23 protein-coding genes and 1 pseudogene are annotated in these 20,672 nt (G+C 62.1%); 15 read left to right on the top strand and 9 right to left on the bottom strand.

The window, feature by feature from the left end; translation table 11 throughout:
* Positions 1-51 precede the first annotated feature (51 nt).
* From HMPREF3155_RS01000 to HMPREF3155_RS00965, 8 genes are all read left to right on the top strand, one after another.
* Positions 52-519, top strand: coding sequence for a hypothetical protein (locus tag HMPREF3155_RS01000; RefSeq protein ID WP_061920600.1), 468 nt, complete (start codon positions 52-54; stop codon positions 517-519).
* Positions 519-1,187 (top strand): tRNA (adenosine(37)-N6)-threonylcarbamoyltransferase complex dimerization subunit type 1 TsaB, encoded by a 669-nt coding sequence (gene tsaB / locus HMPREF3155_RS00995; RefSeq protein ID WP_062042203.1) that lies wholly within the window; start codon positions 519-521, stop codon positions 1,185-1,187. The genes HMPREF3155_RS01000 and tsaB overlap by 1 nt, the downstream gene beginning before the upstream one ends.
* On the top strand, positions 1,184-1,654 hold the full coding sequence (gene rimI, locus HMPREF3155_RS00990; RefSeq protein WP_061920604.1) for a ribosomal protein S18-alanine N-acetyltransferase: 471 nt from the start codon (positions 1,184-1,186) through the stop codon (positions 1,652-1,654). The genes tsaB and rimI overlap by 4 nt, the downstream gene beginning before the upstream one ends.
* Complete coding sequence (gene tsaD, locus HMPREF3155_RS00985) at positions 1,651-2,700, top strand: tRNA (adenosine(37)-N6)-threonylcarbamoyltransferase complex transferase subunit TsaD (protein WP_070432352.1); 1,050 nt, start codon at positions 1,651-1,653, stop codon at positions 2,698-2,700. Before rimI ends, tsaD begins: the two co-directional genes overlap by 4 nt.
* Before the next feature lie 105 nt (positions 2,701-2,805).
* Positions 2,806-3,234, top strand: coding sequence for a hypothetical protein (locus tag HMPREF3155_RS00980; protein ID WP_062042197.1), 429 nt, complete (start codon positions 2,806-2,808; stop codon positions 3,232-3,234).
* A 163-nt stretch (positions 3,235-3,397) separates the two neighbouring features.
* On the top strand, positions 3,398-3,697 hold the full coding sequence (groES, locus tag HMPREF3155_RS00975) for a co-chaperone GroES (RefSeq protein ID WP_269465448.1): 300 nt from the start codon (positions 3,398-3,400) through the stop codon (positions 3,695-3,697).
* A 6-nt stretch (positions 3,698-3,703) separates the two neighbouring features.
* Positions 3,704-5,320: a chaperonin GroEL gene (gene groL / locus HMPREF3155_RS00970; protein ID WP_061920613.1), complete on the top strand. Its 1,617-nt coding sequence runs from the start codon at positions 3,704-3,706 to the stop codon at positions 5,318-5,320.
* 66 nt (positions 5,321-5,386) lie between these two features.
* On the top strand, positions 5,387-7,735 hold the full coding sequence (locus tag HMPREF3155_RS00965) for an ATP-binding cassette domain-containing protein (RefSeq protein ID WP_070432351.1): 2,349 nt from the start codon (positions 5,387-5,389) through the stop codon (positions 7,733-7,735).
* Here the strand turns inward: HMPREF3155_RS00965 and HMPREF3155_RS00960 are convergent.
* Positions 7,732-8,022 carry a WhiB family transcriptional regulator gene (locus HMPREF3155_RS00960; protein ID WP_061920616.1) on the bottom strand — a complete coding sequence of 97 codons (291 nt, stop codon included), beginning with the start codon at positions 8,020-8,022 and terminating at the stop codon, positions 7,732-7,734. The two genes, HMPREF3155_RS00965 and HMPREF3155_RS00960, sit on opposite strands and share 4 nt — an antisense overlap.
* Positions 8,023-8,325: 303 nt before the next feature.
* On the opposite strand from HMPREF3155_RS00960, the gene HMPREF3155_RS00955 reads away from it, so the two are divergent.
* Both HMPREF3155_RS00955 and HMPREF3155_RS00950 read left to right on the top strand, forming a co-directional pair.
* On the top strand, positions 8,326-8,889 hold the full coding sequence (locus HMPREF3155_RS00955) for a sigma-70 family RNA polymerase sigma factor (protein WP_070432350.1): 564 nt from the start codon (positions 8,326-8,328) through the stop codon (positions 8,887-8,889).
* A 62-nt stretch (positions 8,890-8,951) separates the two neighbouring features.
* Positions 8,952-9,755, top strand: coding sequence for a hypothetical protein (locus HMPREF3155_RS00950; protein ID WP_210385628.1), 804 nt, complete (start codon positions 8,952-8,954; stop codon positions 9,753-9,755).
* 52 nt (positions 9,756-9,807) lie between these two features.
* On the opposite strand, the gene HMPREF3155_RS00945 is transcribed toward HMPREF3155_RS00950, so the two are convergent.
* Positions 9,808-10,179 carry a DUF5319 domain-containing protein gene (locus HMPREF3155_RS00945; RefSeq protein ID WP_070432349.1) on the bottom strand — a complete coding sequence of 124 codons (372 nt, stop codon included), beginning with the start codon at positions 10,177-10,179 and terminating at the stop codon, positions 9,808-9,810.
* 162 nt (positions 10,180-10,341) lie between these two features.
* Here HMPREF3155_RS00945 and guaB point away from each other — a divergent pair, with 162 nt between their 5' ends.
* The gene (gene guaB / locus HMPREF3155_RS00940; RefSeq protein ID WP_062042188.1) at positions 10,342-11,862 is read left to right on the top strand and encodes an IMP dehydrogenase; all 1,521 of its coding nucleotides are present in this window, start codon (positions 10,342-10,344) and stop codon (positions 11,860-11,862) included.
* 24 nt (positions 11,863-11,886) lie between these two features.
* Positions 11,887-13,023: a GuaB3 family IMP dehydrogenase-related protein gene (locus HMPREF3155_RS00935; RefSeq protein WP_070432348.1), complete on the top strand. Its 1,137-nt coding sequence runs from the start codon at positions 11,887-11,889 to the stop codon at positions 13,021-13,023.
* On the opposite strand, the gene HMPREF3155_RS13410 is transcribed toward HMPREF3155_RS00935, so the two are convergent.
* Positions 13,020-13,385, bottom strand: coding sequence for a hypothetical protein (locus HMPREF3155_RS13410; protein ID WP_062042182.1), 366 nt, complete (start codon positions 13,383-13,385; stop codon positions 13,020-13,022). The genes HMPREF3155_RS00935 and HMPREF3155_RS13410 overlap by 4 nt on opposite strands.
* Before the next feature lie 9 nt (positions 13,386-13,394).
* Between HMPREF3155_RS13410 and HMPREF3155_RS13355 the strand changes: the two genes are divergently transcribed.
* On the top strand, positions 13,395-13,526 hold the full coding sequence (locus HMPREF3155_RS13355; RefSeq protein WP_256374585.1) for a hypothetical protein: 132 nt from the start codon (positions 13,395-13,397) through the stop codon (positions 13,524-13,526).
* Positions 13,527-13,647: 121 nt separating this feature from the next.
* The gene (gene guaA / locus HMPREF3155_RS00925; protein ID WP_062042179.1) at positions 13,648-15,222 is read left to right on the top strand and encodes a glutamine-hydrolyzing GMP synthase; all 1,575 of its coding nucleotides are present in this window, start codon (positions 13,648-13,650) and stop codon (positions 15,220-15,222) included.
* Between the two features lie 52 nt (positions 15,223-15,274).
* On the opposite strand, the gene HMPREF3155_RS00920 is transcribed toward guaA, so the two are convergent.
* On the bottom strand, positions 15,275-16,612 hold the full coding sequence (locus HMPREF3155_RS00920) for a DUF2252 domain-containing protein (protein ID WP_070432347.1): 1,338 nt from the start codon (positions 16,610-16,612) through the stop codon (positions 15,275-15,277).
* A gap of 181 nt (positions 16,613-16,793) precedes the next feature.
* On the opposite strand from HMPREF3155_RS00920, the gene HMPREF3155_RS12980 reads away from it, so the two are divergent.
* Positions 16,794-16,949, top strand: a complete 156-nt coding sequence (locus tag HMPREF3155_RS12980; RefSeq protein WP_168161755.1) for a hypothetical protein — start codon at positions 16,794-16,796, stop codon at positions 16,947-16,949.
* 51 nt (positions 16,950-17,000) lie between these two features.
* On the opposite strand, the gene HMPREF3155_RS00915 is transcribed toward HMPREF3155_RS12980, so the two are convergent.
* The 5 genes and pseudogenes from HMPREF3155_RS00915 to HMPREF3155_RS12975 all read right to left on the bottom strand — a co-directional run.
* On the bottom strand, positions 17,001-18,008 hold the full coding sequence (locus HMPREF3155_RS00915) for an HNH endonuclease signature motif containing protein (RefSeq protein WP_141741017.1): 1,008 nt from the start codon (positions 18,006-18,008) through the stop codon (positions 17,001-17,003).
* A gap of 38 nt (positions 18,009-18,046) precedes the next feature.
* Positions 18,047-18,250, bottom strand: a complete 204-nt coding sequence (locus HMPREF3155_RS13095) for a hypothetical protein (protein ID WP_061920637.1) — start codon at positions 18,248-18,250, stop codon at positions 18,047-18,049.
* Positions 18,251-18,313: 63 nt separating this feature from the next.
* The gene (locus HMPREF3155_RS00905; protein WP_061920638.1) at positions 18,314-19,585 is read right to left on the bottom strand and encodes an ABC transporter permease; all 1,272 of its coding nucleotides are present in this window, start codon (positions 19,583-19,585) and stop codon (positions 18,314-18,316) included.
* Complete coding sequence (locus HMPREF3155_RS00900; RefSeq protein WP_061920640.1) at positions 19,582-20,253, bottom strand: ABC transporter ATP-binding protein; 672 nt, start codon at positions 20,251-20,253, stop codon at positions 19,582-19,584. Before HMPREF3155_RS00900 ends, HMPREF3155_RS00905 begins: the two co-directional genes overlap by 4 nt.
* Positions 20,250-20,672 (bottom strand): annotated as a pseudogene (locus HMPREF3155_RS12975) (hypothetical protein); the annotation flags it as partial. The pseudogene HMPREF3155_RS12975 and the gene HMPREF3155_RS00900, both read right to left, overlap by 4 nt.

The raw sequence follows: 20,672 nt of genomic DNA, 5'->3' as shown, positions 1-20,672 counted from the left end.
ATAAGCGGGGTCAACTAACCCCCCATATGACGTGCAAGGAGCGCTTTCAATATGACCAAGGTCGGTCAATTCATCACCACATTCCTCATCGGATTGTTCATCATCGCCCTGGGCGCGATGATTGCGCTGTCGAGCATGCGTGAGCAGCCACCCGTGGAGCGCACCCTAGAAAGCGCTGTCGACTCCCTCGATAAGACCAACTTGACTGTCAGCGCCGTCGCTCCGAGCGAGGTTCTGGGCCGTAACTGGCAGGGCATGACCACCATCTGCGCTGGCACCAAGTTGGATGAGATCAAGAAGATGTACGGCATCGACCCGCAAGCCTTGGGCATTGATGAAGACGTCGACGCGGACACCAACTACTTCGTTGCCATCGGCGGCAACAATGAGTTCTACGCAGAGAAGCTCAACCGCGAAAAGATCGACCTGTGCCCGACGGGCCAGCCGTTGCAGCCTGCTGCCACCCAGTCTCTGCTGCCATTTATCAAGGAAGGCGATACCTGGAAGCTGGGCGCCTAATGCTGGTTTTAAGCATTGATACCGCAACGACTGACCTGGTTACCGGTGTAGTAGATACCGAATCCGGTGCGGTCAGCGAGCGGATTATCACCGATACCCGCGCGCATAACGAGCAGTTGATTCCCACCATCCAGCGCCTGCTGGAGGAAAAGGGAATGGGCTTTGCCGATTTGGACGCAATTGTCGTGGGGTGTGGCCCGGGCCCGTTTACGGGTTTGCGCGTAGGTATGGCCACCGCATCCGCGCTTGGCGACGCCCTCGGTATCCCGGTCCACGGCGTCTGCTCCCACGACGCCATCGCTGCCGAACACGGCGCGGATAGGCGCATCCTCGTGGCAACCGATGCACGGCGTAAGGAAATCTACTGGGCGACCTATGCAGAAGGCGTGCGGGTGGAAGGCCCGGGCGTCGTCAAGCCGGGCGAGATAGCCGTGGAGGTGGAAGCGGTAGTTATCCCAGGTAACCTGGTTGAAAAGCTGCCCGAGGCCCTGCAGGCGCTGCCGCACGTGGCGGCGAATCCGCGCCCGGCCGGTTTGGTTGCCGTCGCCGACCTTTCCGCGACGCCAGCTCCGTTGACCCCGCTGTACCTGCGTCGTCCAGACGCCGTGCCGCCGAAGCCAAAGCCGCGCTCAGCCGCCCTTCCCGACATTTCCGGGCTAAGTCTGTGAAGCTGCGCGAACTAACCGCCGTCGATGCGCAGCGCTGCGCGGAGCTGGAGAAAGTGCTTTTTGCAGGGGAAGGGCCGTGGCCGGCGGAGGCCTTCGTGCAGGAAATCGCACACGGTCACACCTTTTATCTAGGCGTGGAAGACGAGGACGTATTGGTTGGTTATGCCGGCATCGGCATGATGGGACCTGTTACCGACCCGGAATTCGAAATTCATACCATCGGCGTCGATCCCGCGATGCAGCGCCGTGGGGTGGGCAGGATGATGATGGATAACATCGTCTATATCGCTGACCTGAAAGACGCCCCGGTTTTTCTCGAGGTTCGTGTGGGCAACGATCCCGCCATTTCCATGTACGAAGCCTACGGTTTTATTAAGACCGGCATCCGCCGCAATTACTATCAACCTTCAGGCGCGGACGCGCACACTATGTTCCGCCCGCGTAAAAGCGAAAGGACCGCGAAGTGAAAATCCTCGGAATCGAGTCTTCCTGCGACGAAACCGGTGTAGGAATCATCGAGCTGGACGCGGACGGCAATATGGAAATCCTGGCTGACAGCGTTGCCTCGTCGATGCAGCAGCACGCTCGCTTCGGCGGCGTGGTTCCGGAAATCGCCTCGCGTGCCCACCTGGAGGCTATGCCGCAGGTGATGCGCGCAGCACTGGAGGAGGCGGGGATTTCCAAGCCGGATGCCGTTGCCGCGACGGTGGGGCCGGGCCTGGCGGGTGCCTTGCTGGTGGGCGCTTCCGCGGCGAAGGCCTATGCGGCCGCCTGGGGCGTGCCTTTCTACGGCGTCAATCACTTGGGCGGGCACGTAGCAGTGGCCAACCTCGAAGGTGAACAGCTGCCGCACGCAGTGGCGCTTTTGGTCTCCGGCGGCCACACCCAGCTGCTTGAGGTTGAGGCGGTGGGAAAGCCCATGAAGGAATTGGGCAGCACGCTTGACGACGCCGCCGGCGAAGCCTACGACAAAGTCTCCCGCCTTTTGGGGCTGGGCTATCCGGGAGGACCGGTCATCGACAAGCTGGCTGCGCAAGGCGAGGCCAACATCGACTTTCCGCGGGGCCTTTCGCGTGCGGAGGATCTGCGCGGCGTGCATCGCCATGACTTTTCTTTCTCCGGCTTGAAGACCGCCGTGGCGCGGTACGTGGAAAAGGCGGAGAAGGAAGGACGCGTCGTATCCATCGAGGATATTTGCGCTTCCTTCCAGGAGGCCGTGGCGGATGTGCTGACCGCGAAGGCCGTGCGGGCCTGCCAGGACACCGGCGCCAAGGTGCTGTTGCTGGGCGGTGGCGTGGCTGCGAATTCGCGCCTGCGGCAACTGGCGGCCAAGCGTTGTGAATCGGCGGGCATCGAGCTGCGGGTGCCGCGTTTTAAGCTGTGCACCGACAACGGCGTGATGATTGCGGCCGTAGCGGCGCAGCTTATTCATGAAGGGGCGGAGCCTTCCGGCCTGGCGTGCGGCACCGATACCCAGCTTGAGGTTGAAGTCCCGCTCGTTAGCGCAGACTAACGTTCACCAAAAGTTTGCCTTCCTCCGGATGCGGGGTAGTTAAAGCGACGGTAATGTGCGGAAGCGATATTGCCCTACTGGCTATTGAAGGAGCCTTACCCCATCATGACCACCGGTTTTCTCGTTAATCCAGATTTGACCCGCCGCAAGATCGAATTCGATCTTGAGCACGCCAACCAGTTCCTGGGCGGCACCACCGAAGACCGCGTCGCCGTCGTGTTCCAAGACGACGGTTCCACCTATGCCGCGCTTTTTAACCCCAATGCCAAGGCGGAGGGCGCGGAGCCGAATCCGGTTGCCTCCCTGGCGCGCAATGCTGCCGATACCGGTAACTCGGCATTCCTGCAGGACCCAATCCGCGCTATTAGTGGTCCGGTCATCTTCGTCGAAGCAGACGGTGAGTCTGAGAACTTCGACGAGGTCATCGAGGCAGTCGAGCACGGTATCCGTGCCGTTAGCAATTACCGCGAAGACTACCCAGAAGAGTATGGCCTCTGGCGCGCGGCGGTCATCAATTCTGAAAAGTCCGTCTAAGTTTTATAGGCTTCGCCGCGCCTCCGGAGTTTGTTGAGGGTTAGCAGTCGCAAGGGTAGAGTGCTAGGAAGGTTGTTTGACCCACAGTTGTTCACCCGCGACGACGGCTGTGCTGGACATTCACAACCGGCACATACAACTAACTGATTCAAATTTCGGAGGAATCACCATGGCAAACATCAAGCCACTTGAGGACAAGGTTCTCGTCCAGATCGTAGAAGCAGAAACCACCACCGCTTCCGGCCTGGTTATCCCAGACTCCGCTAAGGAAAAGCCGCAGGAGGCTACCGTCATCGCCGTCGGCCCAGGCCGCACCAATGACAAGGGCGAGGTCGTTCCGGTCGGCGTCAACGAGGGCGACACCGTAATCTTCTCCAAGTACGGCGGCACCGAGCTGAAGTACGACGGCCAGGAGTACCTCCTGCTGTCCGCACGTGACCTGCTCGCAGTCATCGAGAAGTAGGCCTTCATGCCAAAGCTGATTGCATTTGACCAGGAAGCTCGCGAGGGCATCCAGCGCGGCGTTGATACGCTTGCCGACGCAGTCAAGGTCACCCTCGGCCCCCGCGGCCGCAACGTTGTGCTGTCCAAGGCCTTCGGCGGCCCCACCGTCACCAACGACGGCGTGACCATCGCCCGTGACATCGACATCGAGGAGCCTTTTGAGAACCTCGGTGCACAGCTGGTGAAGTCCGTGGCCGTGAAAACCAACGACATCGCCGGTGACGGCACCACTACCGCAACCTTGCTCGCGCAGGCGCTCATCTTTGAAGGCCTGCGCAACGTTGCCGCTGGTGCCAACCCAGTTGAGCTGAACCGCGGTATCGCTGCGGCGGCGGAAAAGACCGTCGAAGAGCTGATGAAGCGCGCAACGCCGGTGAACTCGGCGTCGGAAATCGCGCAGGTGGCAACCGTTTCCTCCCGTGACCCAGAGGTCGGCGAGATGGTCGCTGGCGCCATGGACAAGGTGGGCAAGGACGGTGTCGTAACCGTCGAGGAATCCCAATCCATCGAGTCCTCCGTGGACGTTACCGAGGGCATTTCCTTCGACAAGGGCTACCTTTCTCCGTATTTCGCTACGGAAGAAGAGACCTACAACGCAGTGCTTGACGACGCAGCCATCCTCCTCGTCCGCAACAAGATCTCCTCCCTGCCGGACTTCCTGCCGCTGCTGGAGAAGATTGCTGAGTCGTCGCGTCCTACCTTGATCATCGCGGAAGATGTGGAAGGCGAGCCGCTGCAGGCGCTCGTTGTTAACTCCATCCGCAAGGTGCTCAAGGTTGCCGCCGTGAAGGCCCCGTACTTCGGCGAGCGCCGCAAGGGCTTCATGGATGACCTGGCCGTTGTCACCGGCGCCACCGTTGTGGACCCGGAGGTAGGCATCAACTTGAACGAGGTTGGCCTCGAGGTACTGGGCTCTGCCCGCCGCGTGACGGTTTCCAAGGAAGACACCGTCATCGTTGACGGCGCTGGCGAAGCTAGCGCTGTGGAGGAGCGTCGCGAGCAGCTGCGCCGCGAAATCGAGCGCACCGATTCCACCTGGGATCGCGAGAAGCTCGAGGAGCGTCTGGCGAAGCTGTCCGGCGGCGTTGCCGTCATCCGCGTCGGCGCTGCTACCGAGACTGAGGTTAACGAGCGCAAGCTGCGCGTCGAGGACGCCATCAACGCTGCCCGCGCGGCCGTCGACGAGGGCGTCATCGCAGGCGGCGGTTCCGCACTCGTGCAGATCTCCAAGGAACTGGAAAGGTTTGCCGAGGAGTTCGAGGGCGAGGCTAAGACCGGCGTGCTCTCCGTATCCCGCGCGCTGACCCGCCCGGCTTACTGGATCGCGCAGAACGCTGGCCTGGACGGCTCCGTCATCGTTGACCACGTTTCCGCACTCGAGAATGGCCACGGTTTCAATGCCGCCACCCTGGAGTACGGCAACCTGCTGGAGCAGGGCATCATCGACCCTGTTAAGGTCACCCACTCCGCAGTGGTTAACGCCACCTCCGTTGCTCGCATGGTTCTGACCACCGAGGCATCCGTAGTGGAAAAGCCGGCTGAGGAAGAAGCTCCCGCTGCTTCCCACGGCCATCACCACTAATTTTTAGCCGCGAATCACCCCGGGTCTCCCACGTGGAGGCCCGGGGTTTCGTCTTAGGATGGCTAGGTGCACAATCAAGAATTCATCCGCGTTGTCGGCGCGCGCGATAATGATCTCAAAGAGATAAGCGTCGATATCCCTAAGCGGAAACTCACCGTGTTCACCGGTGTCTCTGGTTCTGGCAAGTCCTCTCTCGTATTCGGAACCATCGCTGCAGAATCTCAGCGGCTTATCAACGAGACCTACCCGGGTTTCGTGCAGGGCTTTATGCAATCCCAGGCCCATCCCGACGTCGACGAGCTCAGTGGCCTTACCGCCGCCATTGTGGTGGGGCAGGAGCGGATGGCAGCCAACTCGCGTTCCACTTTCGGTACCGCAACGGATATCACCGGCGCTCTGCGCGTGCTTTTCTCGCGCATTGCCTCTCCGCGCGTGGGCGGCCCGGCGGCGTATTCCTTCAACGTTCCTTCCGCCAGCGGGCAGGGCGCTATCGAGGTCAATGGCGTGAAAGAGGTTCGCCGTTTTGAGCGGACCGGTGGAATGTGCCCGACCTGCGAGGGCATGGGCCGCGCCTCGCAAATCGACCTGAAAGAAGTCGTGGACGAGTCCTTGAGCCTAAACGACGGCGCCATCTTGTACCCCGGCATGAAAGTCGGCTCCTGGCTGTGGAAGGCCTACGCAGAGTCAGGGTTGTACCCGGCAGATAAGCCGGTCGAGGATTTCACAGAGGAGCAAAAACACGCGCTGTATTACCTGAGCGACGTCAAGACCAAAATCAACGGCATCAACATGAGCTACCAAGGTCTTGTTGTGCGCTTGCAGGCCTCCGTGCTGTCGAAGGACAAAGATAGCCTCCAAAAACATATGAAGGCCTTCGTGGAACGCGCAGTGGTCTTCGCGGACTGTCCCGACTGCGGCGGCACACGTCTGGCGCAGCATGCCCGCGAATCTTTTATTGCAGGCAAGTCCATCGCCGATGTCTCCGACATGGAGCTTACTGAGCTCGACGAGTGGCTTTCTGCCATCGACGCCCCGTCCGCCGCGCCGCTGCTGGCCTCGATTAGGCGCTCGGTGGCTAATGCGGTGGAAATCGGTTTGGGCTACCTTACCTTGAGTCGTGCCACGGGCACGCTCTCAGGCGGCGAGGCGCAGCGCACCCGAATGGTACGTCACTTGGGCTCCGCGCTTACCGACGCCACCTATGTCTTCGACGAGCCCACCGCCGGCCTGCACCCGCATGATATCGCACGGATGAATAAACTCTTGCTGCAGCTGCGCGATAAGGGAAACACCGTTCTCGTGGTGGAGCATAAACCGGAGACCATCGCTATTGCCGATTACGTCGTCGACTTAGGGCCCCGCGCTGGCAGCCAGGGTGGGGAAGTGGTCTTTACCGGTTCCGTCGATAAACTGCGCGAGGCGGATACCTTAACCGGCCGCCACCTGGCGGACCGCGCCCAGTTCAAGGAAGAAACTCGCACTCCTTCGGGCGCCATCGAAATCCATAACGCCCAGCGCAACAACCTACGCGGCATCGACGTAGACATCCCGCTCGGGGTGCTCAGCGCGATTACCGGCGTGGCCGGTTCCGGTAAGTCCTCGCTTTTGGCGTGCCTGCCAGAAGAAGTCCAAGAACGCATCTTCTTCGTCGACCAAACCCCGATCAAAGGCTCGCGTCGCTCCAACCCCGCGACGTATACCGGCGCGTTGGACTCCATCCGCAAGGCGTTTGCGAAGGCGAACAGTTTTGAAAGCGACGTCGTCAAGCCTGCCCTGTTTTCTGCGAACTCCGAAGGCGCGTGCCCAAATTGCAATGGTGCGGGAGTCATCTACGTGGAATTCGGATTCATGGACGGCGCTGACGTGCCGTGTGAGGTCTGTGAAGGCAGGCGCTTTTCCGAAGACGTGCTGCGTTACGAGCTAGGCGGCAAAAACATCGCCGACGTATTGGAAACGCCAGCTGCTGAGGCTGCGGCTTACTTCGCGGAAAATAAAGTTGCCGCTGCGAAGAAGGTCTGTGAGATCCTGGTCGCCGTGGGGCTGGGATATATCACCTTGGGCCAACCACTCAACACCCTTTCCGGCGGTGAGCGTCAGCGCCTGAAATTGGCCGTCCACATGGCGGATAAGAAGGCGCAGGCTGATGTTTTGGTGTTGGATGAGCCATCGACGGGCTTGCACTTGGCGGACGTCGATAAGCTGCTCGAATTGCTCGACCACCTGGTCGAGGAAGGCAACACCGTGGTGTGCGTGGAACACCACCTAGCTGTGGTCGCACACGCGGACCACATCATTGATTTAGGCCCCGGGGCAGGCTCCGCAGGTGGCGGGTTGGTTGCCGCATGCAGCCCCCGTGAACTCGCCGGCAACGCCTCCTCTGTGACTGGGCGCTACCTCGCTGAATATGTGGCCTAAACGGTGACCGTAGCGCGGGTGCGCAAAGCAGCCACGCGCTCGGATTCGCTCATGCCGCCCCACACGCCGTACGGTTCCGCGGAACTTAGCGCATGCTCGCGGCATAGCTCGAGGACCGGGCAGGACTGACAAATTGCCTTAGCGCGGTTCTCACGCTGGGCGCGAGCGCGGCCACGCTCGCCGTCTGGGTGATAAAACACGTCCGAATTCTCTCCTCGGCATGCACCCTGCAGCTGCCAATCCCAAAAGTCAGCGTTAGGGCCGGGAAGTGAATGGGGCTGAGACATGTTCAAAACTCCTTTAGTAAATACCCTGCGCGCATGAATTCGCGCAATGGAGGAATAAGACGATTTAGAAGTTTCGACGCACGTGGTAAACGAATGGTTACCGGATTGTTTACGCTATATGGATTCTTTACGCGGAGGGCATTTTTAGCGGGTCTGAACTGCACGAACAGCAAAGGTAAACGGTGTATGAACTTTTGGCGCGCCGGGAGTAAAAGGATATAAATCCACCCGAACGGGCTAGGGTGTAAGGGCTAAGGCGAAAACTAAAGCAGCAAACCCCAAGGAAAACCCCAAGGAAAAACAGTGAGCGATACCGATAAAGAGCTAGCGGACCTCGTGCCGCTAGCTGCTGACGGCAACCGTCGCGCACTCCAGAAGATCATGCGGATTATCCACCCGCAGGTGCTGCGCTACTGCCGCGCACGCATCGGCGGCGGGCGCCAACCCACGCCAGAAGACGTCACTCAGGAAATCTGCCTCGCTGTTGCCACATCCATCGACTCCTATGAGGATAAGGGCCGCCCATTCATGGCCTACGTCTATGGCATTGCCTTCAACAAGGTCACCGATGCGCACCGCGCCATGGGTCGAGACCACTCCAACCCCGCCGAGGAAGTCCCGGAAAGCGCGGCCAAAGACGCAAATCCAGAGGAATCTGCGCTGGTCACGGATGGTAGTAACAGAGTGCGGGAGTTGCTCGATACATTAAGTGACAAAGCTCGAGACATAGTCATCTTGCGCGTGTTCGTGGGCCTTACAGCCGAGGAGACTGCGGAAATCGTGGAATCTACACCGGGTGCGGTACGCGTGGCGCAGCATCGAGCATTGGCACAACTGCGCAAGGCTATCGGCGCTTCTGGTCAATAGCGCAAGCGCGTATCTTCTCAAATCTCATATGTCCATATCTCATTCAAGGAAGGGAGGCCATCATGGCGAAGAAGGATGAGCCACAGCTCAATATCTCTGAGCAACTGCAGCCTTTGGTCGACGATGACGCATTCCTGACTAGCCTTTCTCAGGGCCAGGACCCTTCTGCTGGGGAAGACGAGTTGGCGGGCTTGCTTCTCGAGCTGCGTGACGACGTCGAAAAGCAAATGCCGCCAGCTCCGGTTATCGAAGGCGCCGACGAGGAAGCTGAGGTTATCTCTCTGGCCGCGGCCTCCAAGAGGCGTCGTTCGCGGCCTTTCGTCAACGGCCTAATTGGTGCAGCGGCGGCGACCTTGGTCATTGCCGGTACTGGTACTGCCGTCTACAACGCAGGCCCTGGTTCTCCGCTCTACGACGTGCACAAGTCCATGTTTGGCAGCTCGGATGCTTCCTCCGTGGAGCTTGCAGGCACGCTCGAGGAAATGGACCGTCGTTCCGCAAATGGCGACATGGCCGGCACTCGCGAATTGCTTAATGAAGCGCGCCGTATCATCGACGAATCACGCAACTCGCAGCCGGAGCCTACCTCCGCGGAAAAGCCCTCGGCCACGCCGGCTACCAAGCCATTCCCCGCAGCGCGTTCTACGGTAACTGCGACGGAGACCCTGGAAAAGGAAGTCCCAGCATCTAGCCCAGAGCCAGCGCCGGTAACCGTAACGGAATACCAGACCATCACCTCTACGGTTGTGGCTCCGGATACGCCCTCGCAGGAAACTGGCGAGCAGACCGAACCAACTTCAGTCGCCACGGACACCGCTGAGGGCCAAGGCCCTGATGGTTACCTCGGCGAAAACCAGCAGCAGTAAACCAGCAGTATTAAAAAATTCCCTGCCTCACAGCGAGGTAGGGAATTTCTTTTTAACGGGCGTCTAGGCCGTCCATGTAGCCGAGCGCATAATCCCACGGAACATAGCGCGTGGGGTCCGGCTGCGCGCCTGGCTCATGTACCGGGGCGAGTTCGCCGTCCAAAGTGGCGCGCATGTTTGCAGCCATGATGTCCCACTCGTAGAAGTGGTTTTCTTCGCAATCCTCGCACAGAAAGAAGATGCCGTCGATTCCGCGCGGGCCCAGCACGCGTGCGAATTCCTGCACCAAGGCGAGGTCGTGGATGATAGCCAAGCGTTCTTCCTCGGACAAAGGTATGACCTGCTCGTCTTCCTCCAGGAAGGAAGCGGGATCGTTGGGATCGTCTGCGAATGGGTCGCGTGGCATATTGGCGAAGAAGTTCACCTTTGCGAGCCTATAAACTTCTACCCCCTTTAGGCAATTCCTCATAGGGGCTTGCATACCTTTCTTACGGGGCGGCCCGGCTACCATTCGGGGTGCTTTAAGCACTACAGTTGTGGTTACCGCGAAACCATCTTGGCCTTATTTAAGGAGTGTCCTTAACCCATGAGCGATAATCACATTCTCACCGGCGGCGATGACCCAAACAAGGTAGCCCTGTACGGCTTGACTTTTGATGACGTTCTGCTGCTGCCGGCAGAATCCAACATCGTTCCGTCCGAGGTGGATACCTCGGCGCAGTTCACCCGCAACATTCGTCTCGGCGTTCCGCTGGCTTCTGCCGCCATGGATACCGTTACCGAGGCGCGCATGGCAATCGCCATGGCACGCCAGGGCGGTATCGGCGTCCTGCACCGCAACCTGTCCACTGAGGATCAGGCAACCCAGGTGGAAATCGTCAAGCGCTCTGAGTCAGGCATGGTGACGGACCCTGTTACCGCTAGCCCGGATATGACCATCCAGGAAGTCGACGAGCTGTGCGCACGCTTCCGCATTTCTGGCCTGCCGGTCGTCGATGACAAAGGCACCTTGCTGGGCATTTGCACCAACCGCGATATGCGTTTCGAGCCGGACTTCGGCCGCAAAGTCTCCGAGATCATGACCCCTATGCCGCTGGTTGTGGCCAAGGAGGGCGTGGCCAAGGAGGAGGCGCTGGCGCTGCTTTCTTCCAACAAGGTTGAGAAGCTTCCTATCGTCGATGATGACAACAAGCTGGTTGGCCTGATCACGGTCAAGGACTTCGTAAAGACCGAGCAGTTCCCGAACTCCTCCAAGGATTCCTCCGGACGACTGCTGGTGGCAGCGGGTATCGGCACGGGTGAGGAATCCTATGCTCGTGCAGGCGCGCTTGTCGACGCCGGCGTTGACGTCCTCGTCGTCGACTCCGCTCACGCGCACAACAACCGCGTGCTGGAGATGGTTTCCCGTGTACAGAAGGACTTCGGCTCCAAGGTCGACGTCGTAGGCGGCAACCTCGCTACCCGCGAGGCGGCGAAGGCCATGATTGAGGCCGGCGCGGACGCTATCAAGGTCGGCATCGGCCCAGGCTCCATCTGCACCACCCGCGTCGTCGCGGGCGTTGGCGCTCCGCAGATTACGGCCATCATGGAAGCTGCGGCAGTGGCTGGTCCAGCTGGCGTGCCGGTCATTGGCGATGGCGGCATGCAGTACTCCGGCGACGTCGCCAAGGCATTGGCTGCCGGTGCAGATACCGTCATGCTGGGCTCCATGTTTGCAGGCACCACCGAGGCGCCTGGCGATATCGTCGTGGTCCAGGGCAAGCAATACAAGCGCTACCGCGGCATGGGCTCCATGGGCGCTATGCAGGGCCGCGGCCTTACCGGCGAGAAGCGCTCCTACTCCAAGGACCGCTACTTCCAGGCCGACGTTAAGAGCGAGGACAAGCTGGTTCCGGAGGGCGTCGAGGGTCGCGTTCCTTTCCGCGGTGACATCGATGCCATTGTGCACCAGCTCATCGGCGGCTTGCGCGCTTCCATGGGCTACACCGGTTCGGCCACCATCGAGGAGCTGAAGACCAAGCGCTTCGTCCAGATCACCGCGGCGGGCCTGAAGGAATCTCACCCGCACCACCTGCAGCAGATCATCGAAGCTCCGAACTACCGCTAAACGAATCTTTCGAGGAAAGAGAACATGCGCGATTACGTTGAAATCGGTATCGGCCGTGAGGCACGCCGTACTTACGATCTTGATCAGATCTCCTTGGTCCCTACCCGCCGTACCCGTTCTTCTAAAGACGTCGACACCACTTGGAACATCGACGCCTATACCTTCGATACCCCGCTGGTTTCCCACCCAACCGACGCGTTGGCTACGCCCGAGTTCGTCATCGAGATGGGCAAGCAGGGCGGCTTGGGCGTCATCAACGCGGAGGGCCTGTGGGGCCGTCACGCGGACCTAGAGGCAGCCTTGGCGAAGGTCACCGAGAATCCTTTTGACCTTTCCACGCTGCAGGAGCTGCATGCAGCGCCGCTGAATGAGGAGCTGTTGTCAGAGCGCATCGCACAGGTGCGTGACTCCGGCGTGACCGTGGCGGTGCGTGTTTCGCCGCAGCGCGCGCGGGAATTGGCACCGGTGGTCATCAAGGCGGGTGCTGAGATCCTGTTCATCCAGGGCACGTTGATTTCCGCGGAGCACGTGCAGCAGGGCGGGGAGCCGCTGAACTTGAAGGAGTTCATCGGTTCCATCGATACGCCAGTTATCGCTGGCGGCGTGGCTGATTACACCACCGCATTGCACCTGATGCGTGCTGGCGCTGCCGGCATCATCGTGGGCTCTGGTGTTAATACCAACGCCGAGACCGTGGGCATCGATGTGCCGATGGCAACCACCATTGCCGACGTCGCTGCCGCTCGCCGCGACTACCTCGACGAGACCGGCGGCCGCTACGTGCACGTGCTTGCCGACGGCGACATCTACACCTCCGCTGACATCGCCAAGGCGATTGCCTGCGGCGCTGATTCTGTGGTCTTGGGCCCGGTTTTGGCCCGCGCTGCAGAGGCAGGCGGAAAGGGCTACTACTGGCCGTCGACGGCTGGCCACCCGCGTTTCCCACGCGGCGTCATCGAGGCTGCGGACATGGACCTCATCGCGGCAGGATACGCGCCGTTATCGGAGCCGGAGCAGGTTTCGCTCGAGGTCATCTTGCACGGCCCGTCTAATGAGCCACACGGCCAGCTGAATCTGGTCGGTGGGCTCAAGCGTGCGATGGCTAAGTGCGGCTACACGGATCTGAAGTCTTTCCAGAAGGTTGGCCTGGCAGTACGCTAACCGACCTTTGCCCGACTGCGGCGGTGTGCCTTCCTTGGCACCCGTCGCAGTTTCGGTTTTGTGCCGCGCGCAAGCACCATCGTCTGTAGTACCGAGGCCATGATAATCAGCGCGATGGCCGCGTAGAAGAAGCCGTTCATCATGCCCAGCGAGAGTCCGAGCGCGGCTGCGGCGAGCCACTGCTCGCGGTCCCAGGTGCCGCCGTCGTCGAAAAGCTGCACTGCGAGCGCCGCACCGAGCTGCAACGCCTCGGAACCGTAACCGCAGTGGCGGAAGCTTTGCGGTACACGTACTCCGCTATCTCGCAGCAACTCGCGCACTGCGAACGTGACGTCGGGCGGCGTATCCGGCTTACCGAGCAAGGTGAGATTTTGGCAGAATATGCAGGTCGAATGCTTGCGCTTTCCGACGAAGCGGAGTCCCGCGTCCTCGCCTCGACCTCACTCGTGCGCGGAACTATCCGAGTGACGAGTTTTCAGACGGCAACGTCCGCGCCGCTTTAACCACGGCAACGCAGCACGCGCTCGCCCGCGCGCCAGAGCTCGAAGTGTAGCGGCCACCGCTTCCCACAACGAACTGGGGTACCCGTATTTAAAGGCGGTTCAATGGGCTAGACTGTAGCGCGTGACTAACCCAACCACTACTCCGCGTCCAGTCCTCGTTGTGGACTTTGGCGCTCAGTACGCGCAGCTCATCGCACGTCGCGTCCGTGAGGCCAACATCTACTCCGAGGTTGTTCCCAACTCTGCCACCGTGGAAGAAATCAAGGCCAAGAATCCGGTCGCTCTGATTCTCTCCGGCGGCCCGTCTTCTGTTTATGCGGACGGCGCTCCTTCTCTGAAGCCCGAGCTGCTTGAGCTGGGCATCCCGGTCTTCGGCATCTGCTACGGCTTCCAGGCTATGACCCAAGCGCTCGGCGGCAAGGTCGCCTCGACTGGCTCTCGTGAATACGGCCGCACCGACGTCAACGTTTCCGGCGGCGTCCTGCACCAGGGCCTCGAGGCCACACACAAGGTGTGGATGTCCCACGGCGACTCTGTCTCCGAGGCTCCGGAAGGCTTCGAGGTTACTGCCTCCTCGGCGGGTGCGCCGGTGGCGGCTTTTGAGTGCCTTGAAAAGCGCATGGCAGGCGTGCAGTACCACCCAGAGGTACTGCACTCGCCGCACGGCCAGGAAGTGCTTACCCGCTTCCTCACCGAGGTCGCAGGCCTCGAGCAGAACTGGACCGCAGACAACATTGCGGAGCAGCTCATCGCTGATATCCAGAAGCAGGTTGGTCCGGAAGGCCGCGCCATCTGCGGCCTGTCCGGCGGAGTGGACTCCGCTGTGGCTGCCGCGTTGGTGCAGCGCGCTATCGGTGACCGTCTGACCTGTGTCTTCGTCGACCATGGCCTGCTGCGCGCGGGTGAGCGTGAGCAGGTGGAGAAGGACTTCGTGGCGTCGACAGGCGCAAAGCTCGTCACCGCAGACGAACGCGAGGCGTTCCTTGCCAAGCTCGCCGGCGTTACCGAGCCGGAGGCCAAGCGTAAGGCAATCGGTGCGGAGTTTATCCGTTCCTTCGAGCGTGCTGTTGCAGGCGTGCTTAACGACGCCCCCGCAGGTTCCTCCGTTGACTTCCTCGTCCAGGGCACGCTGTACCCGGACGTCGTGGAGTCCGGCGGCGGTGACGGTACGGCGAACATCAAGTCCCACCACAACGTGGGCGGCCTGCCTGACGACGTCGAGTTTGAGCTCGTCGAGCCGCTGCGTCTGCTGTTCAAGGACGAGGTGCGTGCCGTGGGCCGCGAGCTGGGCTTGCCCGAGGAAATCGTGGCGCGCCAGCCGTTCCCGGGCCCGGGCCTGGGCATCCGCATCATCGGCGAGGTTACTGAAGAGCGTTTGGAGACCTTGCGCGAGGCAGACCTCATCGCACGTACCGAGTTGACCAATGCTGGCCTAGACGGTGAGATCTGGCAGTGCCCGGTGGTACTGCTTGCCGACGTCCGCTCCGTCGGCGTTCAAGGCGACGGCCGCACCTACGGCCACCCAATCGTGCTGCGTCCGGTGTCTTCTGAGGATGCCATGACCGCAGACTGGACCCGCCTGCCTTATGACGTGTTGGAGAAGATCTCCACCCGTATCACCAACGAGGTCAAGGACGTCAACCGCGTGGTCTTGGATTGCACCTCCAAGCCGCCAGGAACCATCGAGTGGGAATAATCCCGCCCGCCCCGCAGCGCCTCGCCGATCTCGGCGGGGCGCTGTGCGCGTTTTAGAGGAATTCGGCGCGAAACGCCTGCCAGTCGGCCTCGTTCTGGTCGGCATAGGCCCGCGCAAACCGGGCGGCGGAGCGCTCGAAGGCGGTACCTTTACCCAGATAACCCGCGATGGCTAGTCGGTCACCGGTCCGGGCGTGGGCGCGGGCGAGCGTGACGGCGGAGAGCACGGCGACCGCGTTGAGTTCCTCGGCGCTGAGGTCATCGAGATCGATGGAACCCTTGCCATTCCAAAGTTGGCGCACGTAAAAGTGGTGGTCGCCCACCTGCGTCCAGCCGAGCAGGATATCCGCCGTCGCCTGGATGGCGTGCTGGCCCTCGATGACGCGCTGACCATGATGAGCGTACTCGCTTGCCGGGAGATAGGGCGCGAGTGCTGACGGCCGCGCCTCCTTGATTTGCAGCACAAGCGGGTCGTGCTCGCCGTTGCCCTCGAACACCACCATCCACGCACGCAAGCCCACGCTGCCCACGCCCACGACCTTCATCGCTGCATCCTGGTAGCGGTACTGACGCAGCAAGCTGGCTCGCTCTGGTGCGAGCGTGGCGAGATAGGAGCTCAGCGCTTCGCGCACGACGGCATCGGCAAGCTCGCGCTCGGGGCCTTCCACGAGATCACGCAGCGGCACGAGCACCGGCGGATCCGAGATAATGCGGCGTTGCCCGTCGACGACCTCTGTGAGCTTGCCCACCGCACGCTGGCTGTCCTTGGCACGGGCCTTCGCGATGAGCTTGCGCACGCTCTTGACGGACTTCTTGCCCAGTCGTCCACCGAATTCATCGAGTGTCGCCTCCATCTCGAAGCGTGTGTACCACACGTCGAGGTTGCCCATGTCCGCGAAACGAGACATTGCCCGGTGGTAGGCGGCAACGGTGGACTCGACAAGCTCCTCCGGATCAAAGCCTCGCTCGCGCGCGCAAATTTCCACGCTGGTCACCAGTCGCGCAACGTCCCATTCCCAGGGACCGGGCAACGTCTCATCGAAATCGTTGAGGTCGAAGACCGTGCGCCGATCCGGCGCAGAGAAGAGCCCGAAGTTCGAGATATGCGCGTCTCCGCAGGCCTGGACCGTGATGCCCGAGGTAGCCAACGACGCGAGGTCCGCCGCCATAATCGCCGCTCCGCCGCGGTAGAACGCGAACGCCGACTCCCCCATCCGCGCGTAGCGCAGCGGCAGCAGCTCCGCGACGCGCGCCGGAGCCTGCGCGTGGATGATACCCAAAGGGTCGCGGTCCTCGGCAGGCTGCCACGAGCCGAGGGTACGGCGCGGGGTGTGCTTGCGGGCTGCTTTGCCGGCAGCGCGGCGTTCGGCAGGAGTATGTTGTGGCTTCACGTCGAATCAGCCTAGTCGCGAACGAGCGCCTCGTAGAGTTCGCGCGTGGGCGCCGCGGCGTGCGGGCCGGGGGCATCGGTAAGCGAGATGGACACGCGGTTTGGGCGGAGCCTGGACACATGGGTGCTAAACGCCAGCAGCGGGGAGTGGGCGAGGAGCTCGGTGCGCAGTTCATCGCGAAGTGCGCGGTGCCCATCCCGGCAGCCGCAAGCCCGAGCATTTGCGTGAGAATCTCGCCGCCGCCGACATCGTGCTCACCGCTAACGAGGTCACTGACATCGATGCGGCCCTCGACGCCACCGCCATGTCCGACGTTTTCGGCGGCACGAAAAACTAAAACGGCATGTCGAATGACCCGCCTTTCGGGGCGGGTTGTCGTTTGTGGGGGTTAGTCCACGGTGCAGAGGTAGCGCTTGCCGTAGGGCGTGACGTACCAGTAATTGCCCTTGGCATCGTGGGTATACGAATCCCCGTCGGCCTTGCGTCCGTTATGGAACCGGCACAGCGGCACAAGGTTCGCGACGTTCGTGTCGCCGCCCTTGTTCCGCGGGATGAAATGGTCACGCTCGCACAACAGAGCCGGGGTCACACATCCCGGGTGAATACACTGCGGATGCAGCGCGAACGCCATGAGTGTTTGCTTCTCGTTGAAGATCGGCGTCGACTTAAAGCAATCCACCGGCTCACCCCAATCAGTCACCAACGTAACGTAGCCGACCTCCGCCAACTTCTCCTGCACAAGCAAACGAGCCGGGCGCACCGTGCCATCCGTGGCACGAATGAGCTTGCCCTCGGCGAGGTACTCCTCATGCTCGTCGAGACGAATAACTACGTGCGCAGCACGGGCTGGGGCCTGAATTTGTTCTCCGTCGGCGACGAACTGTTTGAACCCGTCGAGCAGGTCGTCGCCGGGCAGCGCGCTGAGCATGTCCATCAGCCACGGGTCTTGGGTGTTAATCACCAAACGGTGCCAGCCGTCTTTGCCATAGGTATGGCGGGCGGACTCCACGCGGGTTTTCGGCTTGGCAAGACTCGCGCCGACCTCATCGAGCTTGGTCTCCGCGGTTCCACACAAGGTGATGCGGGCGGCGTTAGGGTCGTCGCAGCGCGCGGCGAGCACCTCGATGCGGGCGAGCACGCGCAGGCTGTGGCCGGCAGCGCGGGCGGCTTTGCGGGCCTCGGCGATGCCTTTGGGCTTAGTGCGCCAATAGACGGCGGCCAAGGGGTGGATGAACGTGGCGTCGGCGAGCGTCAGGCCGCGGTCGCGGAGTTCAGCCACGGTGAGGCCGGCGGCTTCCTTGAGAGAATCGACGCCGAGAGCAAGGGCATCGAAGATGGAGACGGTCATGCCACGGAGGTTAAGGAGGCGTCGGAAAGCCTGCAACCGATTGTCCAATGTATTTGTCGAACAGGGGTATTCGAACAGGGGTAGACCTAGAGTTGGGCGATGGAGGCGCAGAGCGCGTCGACGTCCTCGTCGCGCGTGGACCAGGACGTGCAGAAACGCACCGCGCGTAGGCCGTCGTGTTCCTCGAAGAACTGGCAGACGTACTTGCTCGAGAGCCCGGCCTCCTGGGCCGGGGTGTTGACCTGCGTGCCGCCCACCATGAAGTACACGGCTGCGGCGGGCGCGAGCACGGAGAGGACGGCGGGATGGGCGGTTTCGTTGTAGTCGTTGCCGAAATGAATTATGCAGCCAGGCTACTCGTAGCGCAGCGCCTCAATCGGGTCGAGTTTTGCCGCTTTGCCGGCGGGGTAGTAGCCGAAGAAGAGCCCGATGGCGAGCGCGAAGAGCAGCGAGACCACAATCGCGCCGAGCGGCGGGAACACGAAGTAGCCCATGAGCGACGAGCCGATCATGCCCGCCACAGAGCCGAGCACCACGCCGATGAGCCCGCCGATGAGACACACGATGATGGCCTCCGTCACGAACTGCAGGCGGATGTCACCCCGCCGCGCGCCGAGCGCCTTGCGCACGCCAATCTCGCGCGTGCGCTCCGTGACGGTAATCAGCATGATGTTCATAACGCCGATGCCGCCGACGAGCAGCGAGATCCCGCCGATTGCCGCAATTGCCGCGGACAACGCCGTGAGCAGCTGGTTGAGGCTCGCGAGGTCCTTGCTGAAGTCGGTGACCTCGACGCGGTATTCCTCGTTGTCGGCGTACATCGAGTCGAAGGCCGCTTGGAGCCGCGCGCCGAGCGCGGCCTTGTCCGTGCCGGGCGCCGCGCGCAGGGACACGGAGGAAAAGGCCTCGCCGGCTAAAGGGGCATCGGAAAGCTGGGCAGCGAGAGTATAGGGCACGAGCGCGTATTCGGCCTCGCCGCCACCGATGAGCGCGCCGGTGTCGGGGGTGTCGTAGACGCCGATGACGGTGAGCTCCAGATCCGTGCCGTCGAGCGGGGCAAAATTCAGTGTCTGGCCCACCGGGTCGGCGTCGCCGAAGAGCTCGGTGGCGGTCGTGGCGGAGAGCATGGTCACGGCACGGTCGGCCGCGATGTCGTCGTCCGTGAGCGCGCGGCCGGTGCGGACGGTGAACTGCGAGGCCGTCACGTAGTCCGGGTTGGTTGGTTTCACCATCACCGCTGAGCTTTCCGATGCCCCCTCCAACTCCAGGTCGCCCGGATACGTGTCGGATTCGCCGATGATGACGCTCTCGACGTCGGGCGCGAGTGCCGTGCGAACCTGCTCGAGCTGTTCGGGGGTGAGGAGGGAATCGGGGTCGTCGACGGAGGATTCGACGTGGTAGTCGGTCTCGCCTTCGTCGGTGCGTTCCTTGACCTGGACCTGGAAGTTATTGGCGCCGACCTTGTCGAGGTCAGAGGTGAACTGGCCCTTGAGCGCGGAGCCGAGGGTGAGGATCGCGATGACGGCGGCAATGCCGATGATGACGCCCAGCAGCGTGAGTAGCGAGCGCATCTTATTGGTGCGCAGCGAGGTGAGCGCCATGCGCAAAGATTCGGTGAGATTCATTTCAGCACCCCGTCCGTCATGGTTACGGTGCGCGAGCACTCGGCGGCAAGCTCCGGGTTGTGGGTAATAAACACGATGGAGGTGCCGCGCTCGCGGTTGAGCTCGTGGAAGAGGTCCATGACGAGGCGGCCGGTCTGGGAGTCAAGGGCACCGGTGGGCTCGTCGGCGAGGATGACCTCCGGGTTGTTGGCGAGCGCGCGGGCGATGGCGACGCGTTGCTTCTGGCCGCCGGAGAGCTCGTTGGGCAGGTGGCTGGCGCGCTCGGACATGCCTACGAGGTCGAGGAGCTCGGCGGCGCGGCGGGCGCGTTCGCGGCGGGGCACGCCGGCGTAGACCATGGGCATCTCCACGTTGGCGAGTGCGGTGATGCGGCCGATGAGGTTGAAGTTCTGGAAGACGAAGCCAAGCTTGTCGGCGCGCAGGCGGGCGAGCGCGTCATCGTCGTAGGTGGAGACGTCCTCACCGCCGAGGAAGTACTCGCCTGCGGTGGGGCGGTCGAGCAGCCCAATGATGTTCATGAGCGTGGATTTGCCGGAGCCGGACTGGCCAATGACGGCGACGAACTCGCCGGGCTCCATCTGAAAGTCGCAGCCGGGCAGGACGGTGATTTCGGCATCGGTGCCTTCGTTAAAGCGCTTGACGATGCCTCGCATGTCGATGAGGCTCATTTCTCTCCGCTCGCTGCGTCGGGCAGGGATGCCTGTTGGCCTACGTCGCCTTCGTGGGCCGCGCCCTGGGTGAGTACGCGGTCGCCGCGGTGGAGGCCAGAGGTGACGGCGGCTTCGAAATCGGTGCGGGTGCCCAATTTCACGTCGCGGCGCTCGATGGTGCCGGAGTCGGAAACGACGAGCACGGCTTTGTCGCCATCGATGAGCGCGCTGAGCGGAACCGTCAGCGCGTCTTTGTCCTCGTGCGTGACGACCTTGACCTTTGCCGTGGAACCTAAACGCAGGCCTTCGCGGTTGCCGTCCACGCGGACTTCGATGGGGAACTCGGCCTTCCCCGAACCCGTGCCGGTGCCGCTCGCCGCCGGTGCGGAGGCCCCGGAGCCGGCGGCCTCGGCGGGCGCGGCGGGCGCGGCGGGGGG

This window comes from Corynebacterium sp. HMSC06D04 (genome assembly GCF_001807315.1).
GTDB lineage: Bacteria > Actinomycetota > Actinomycetes > Mycobacteriales > Mycobacteriaceae > Corynebacterium > Corynebacterium simulans.
The sequence above is the reverse complement of the archived record's forward strand: the minus strand, read 5'-3'. Positions and strand labels throughout refer to the sequence as shown.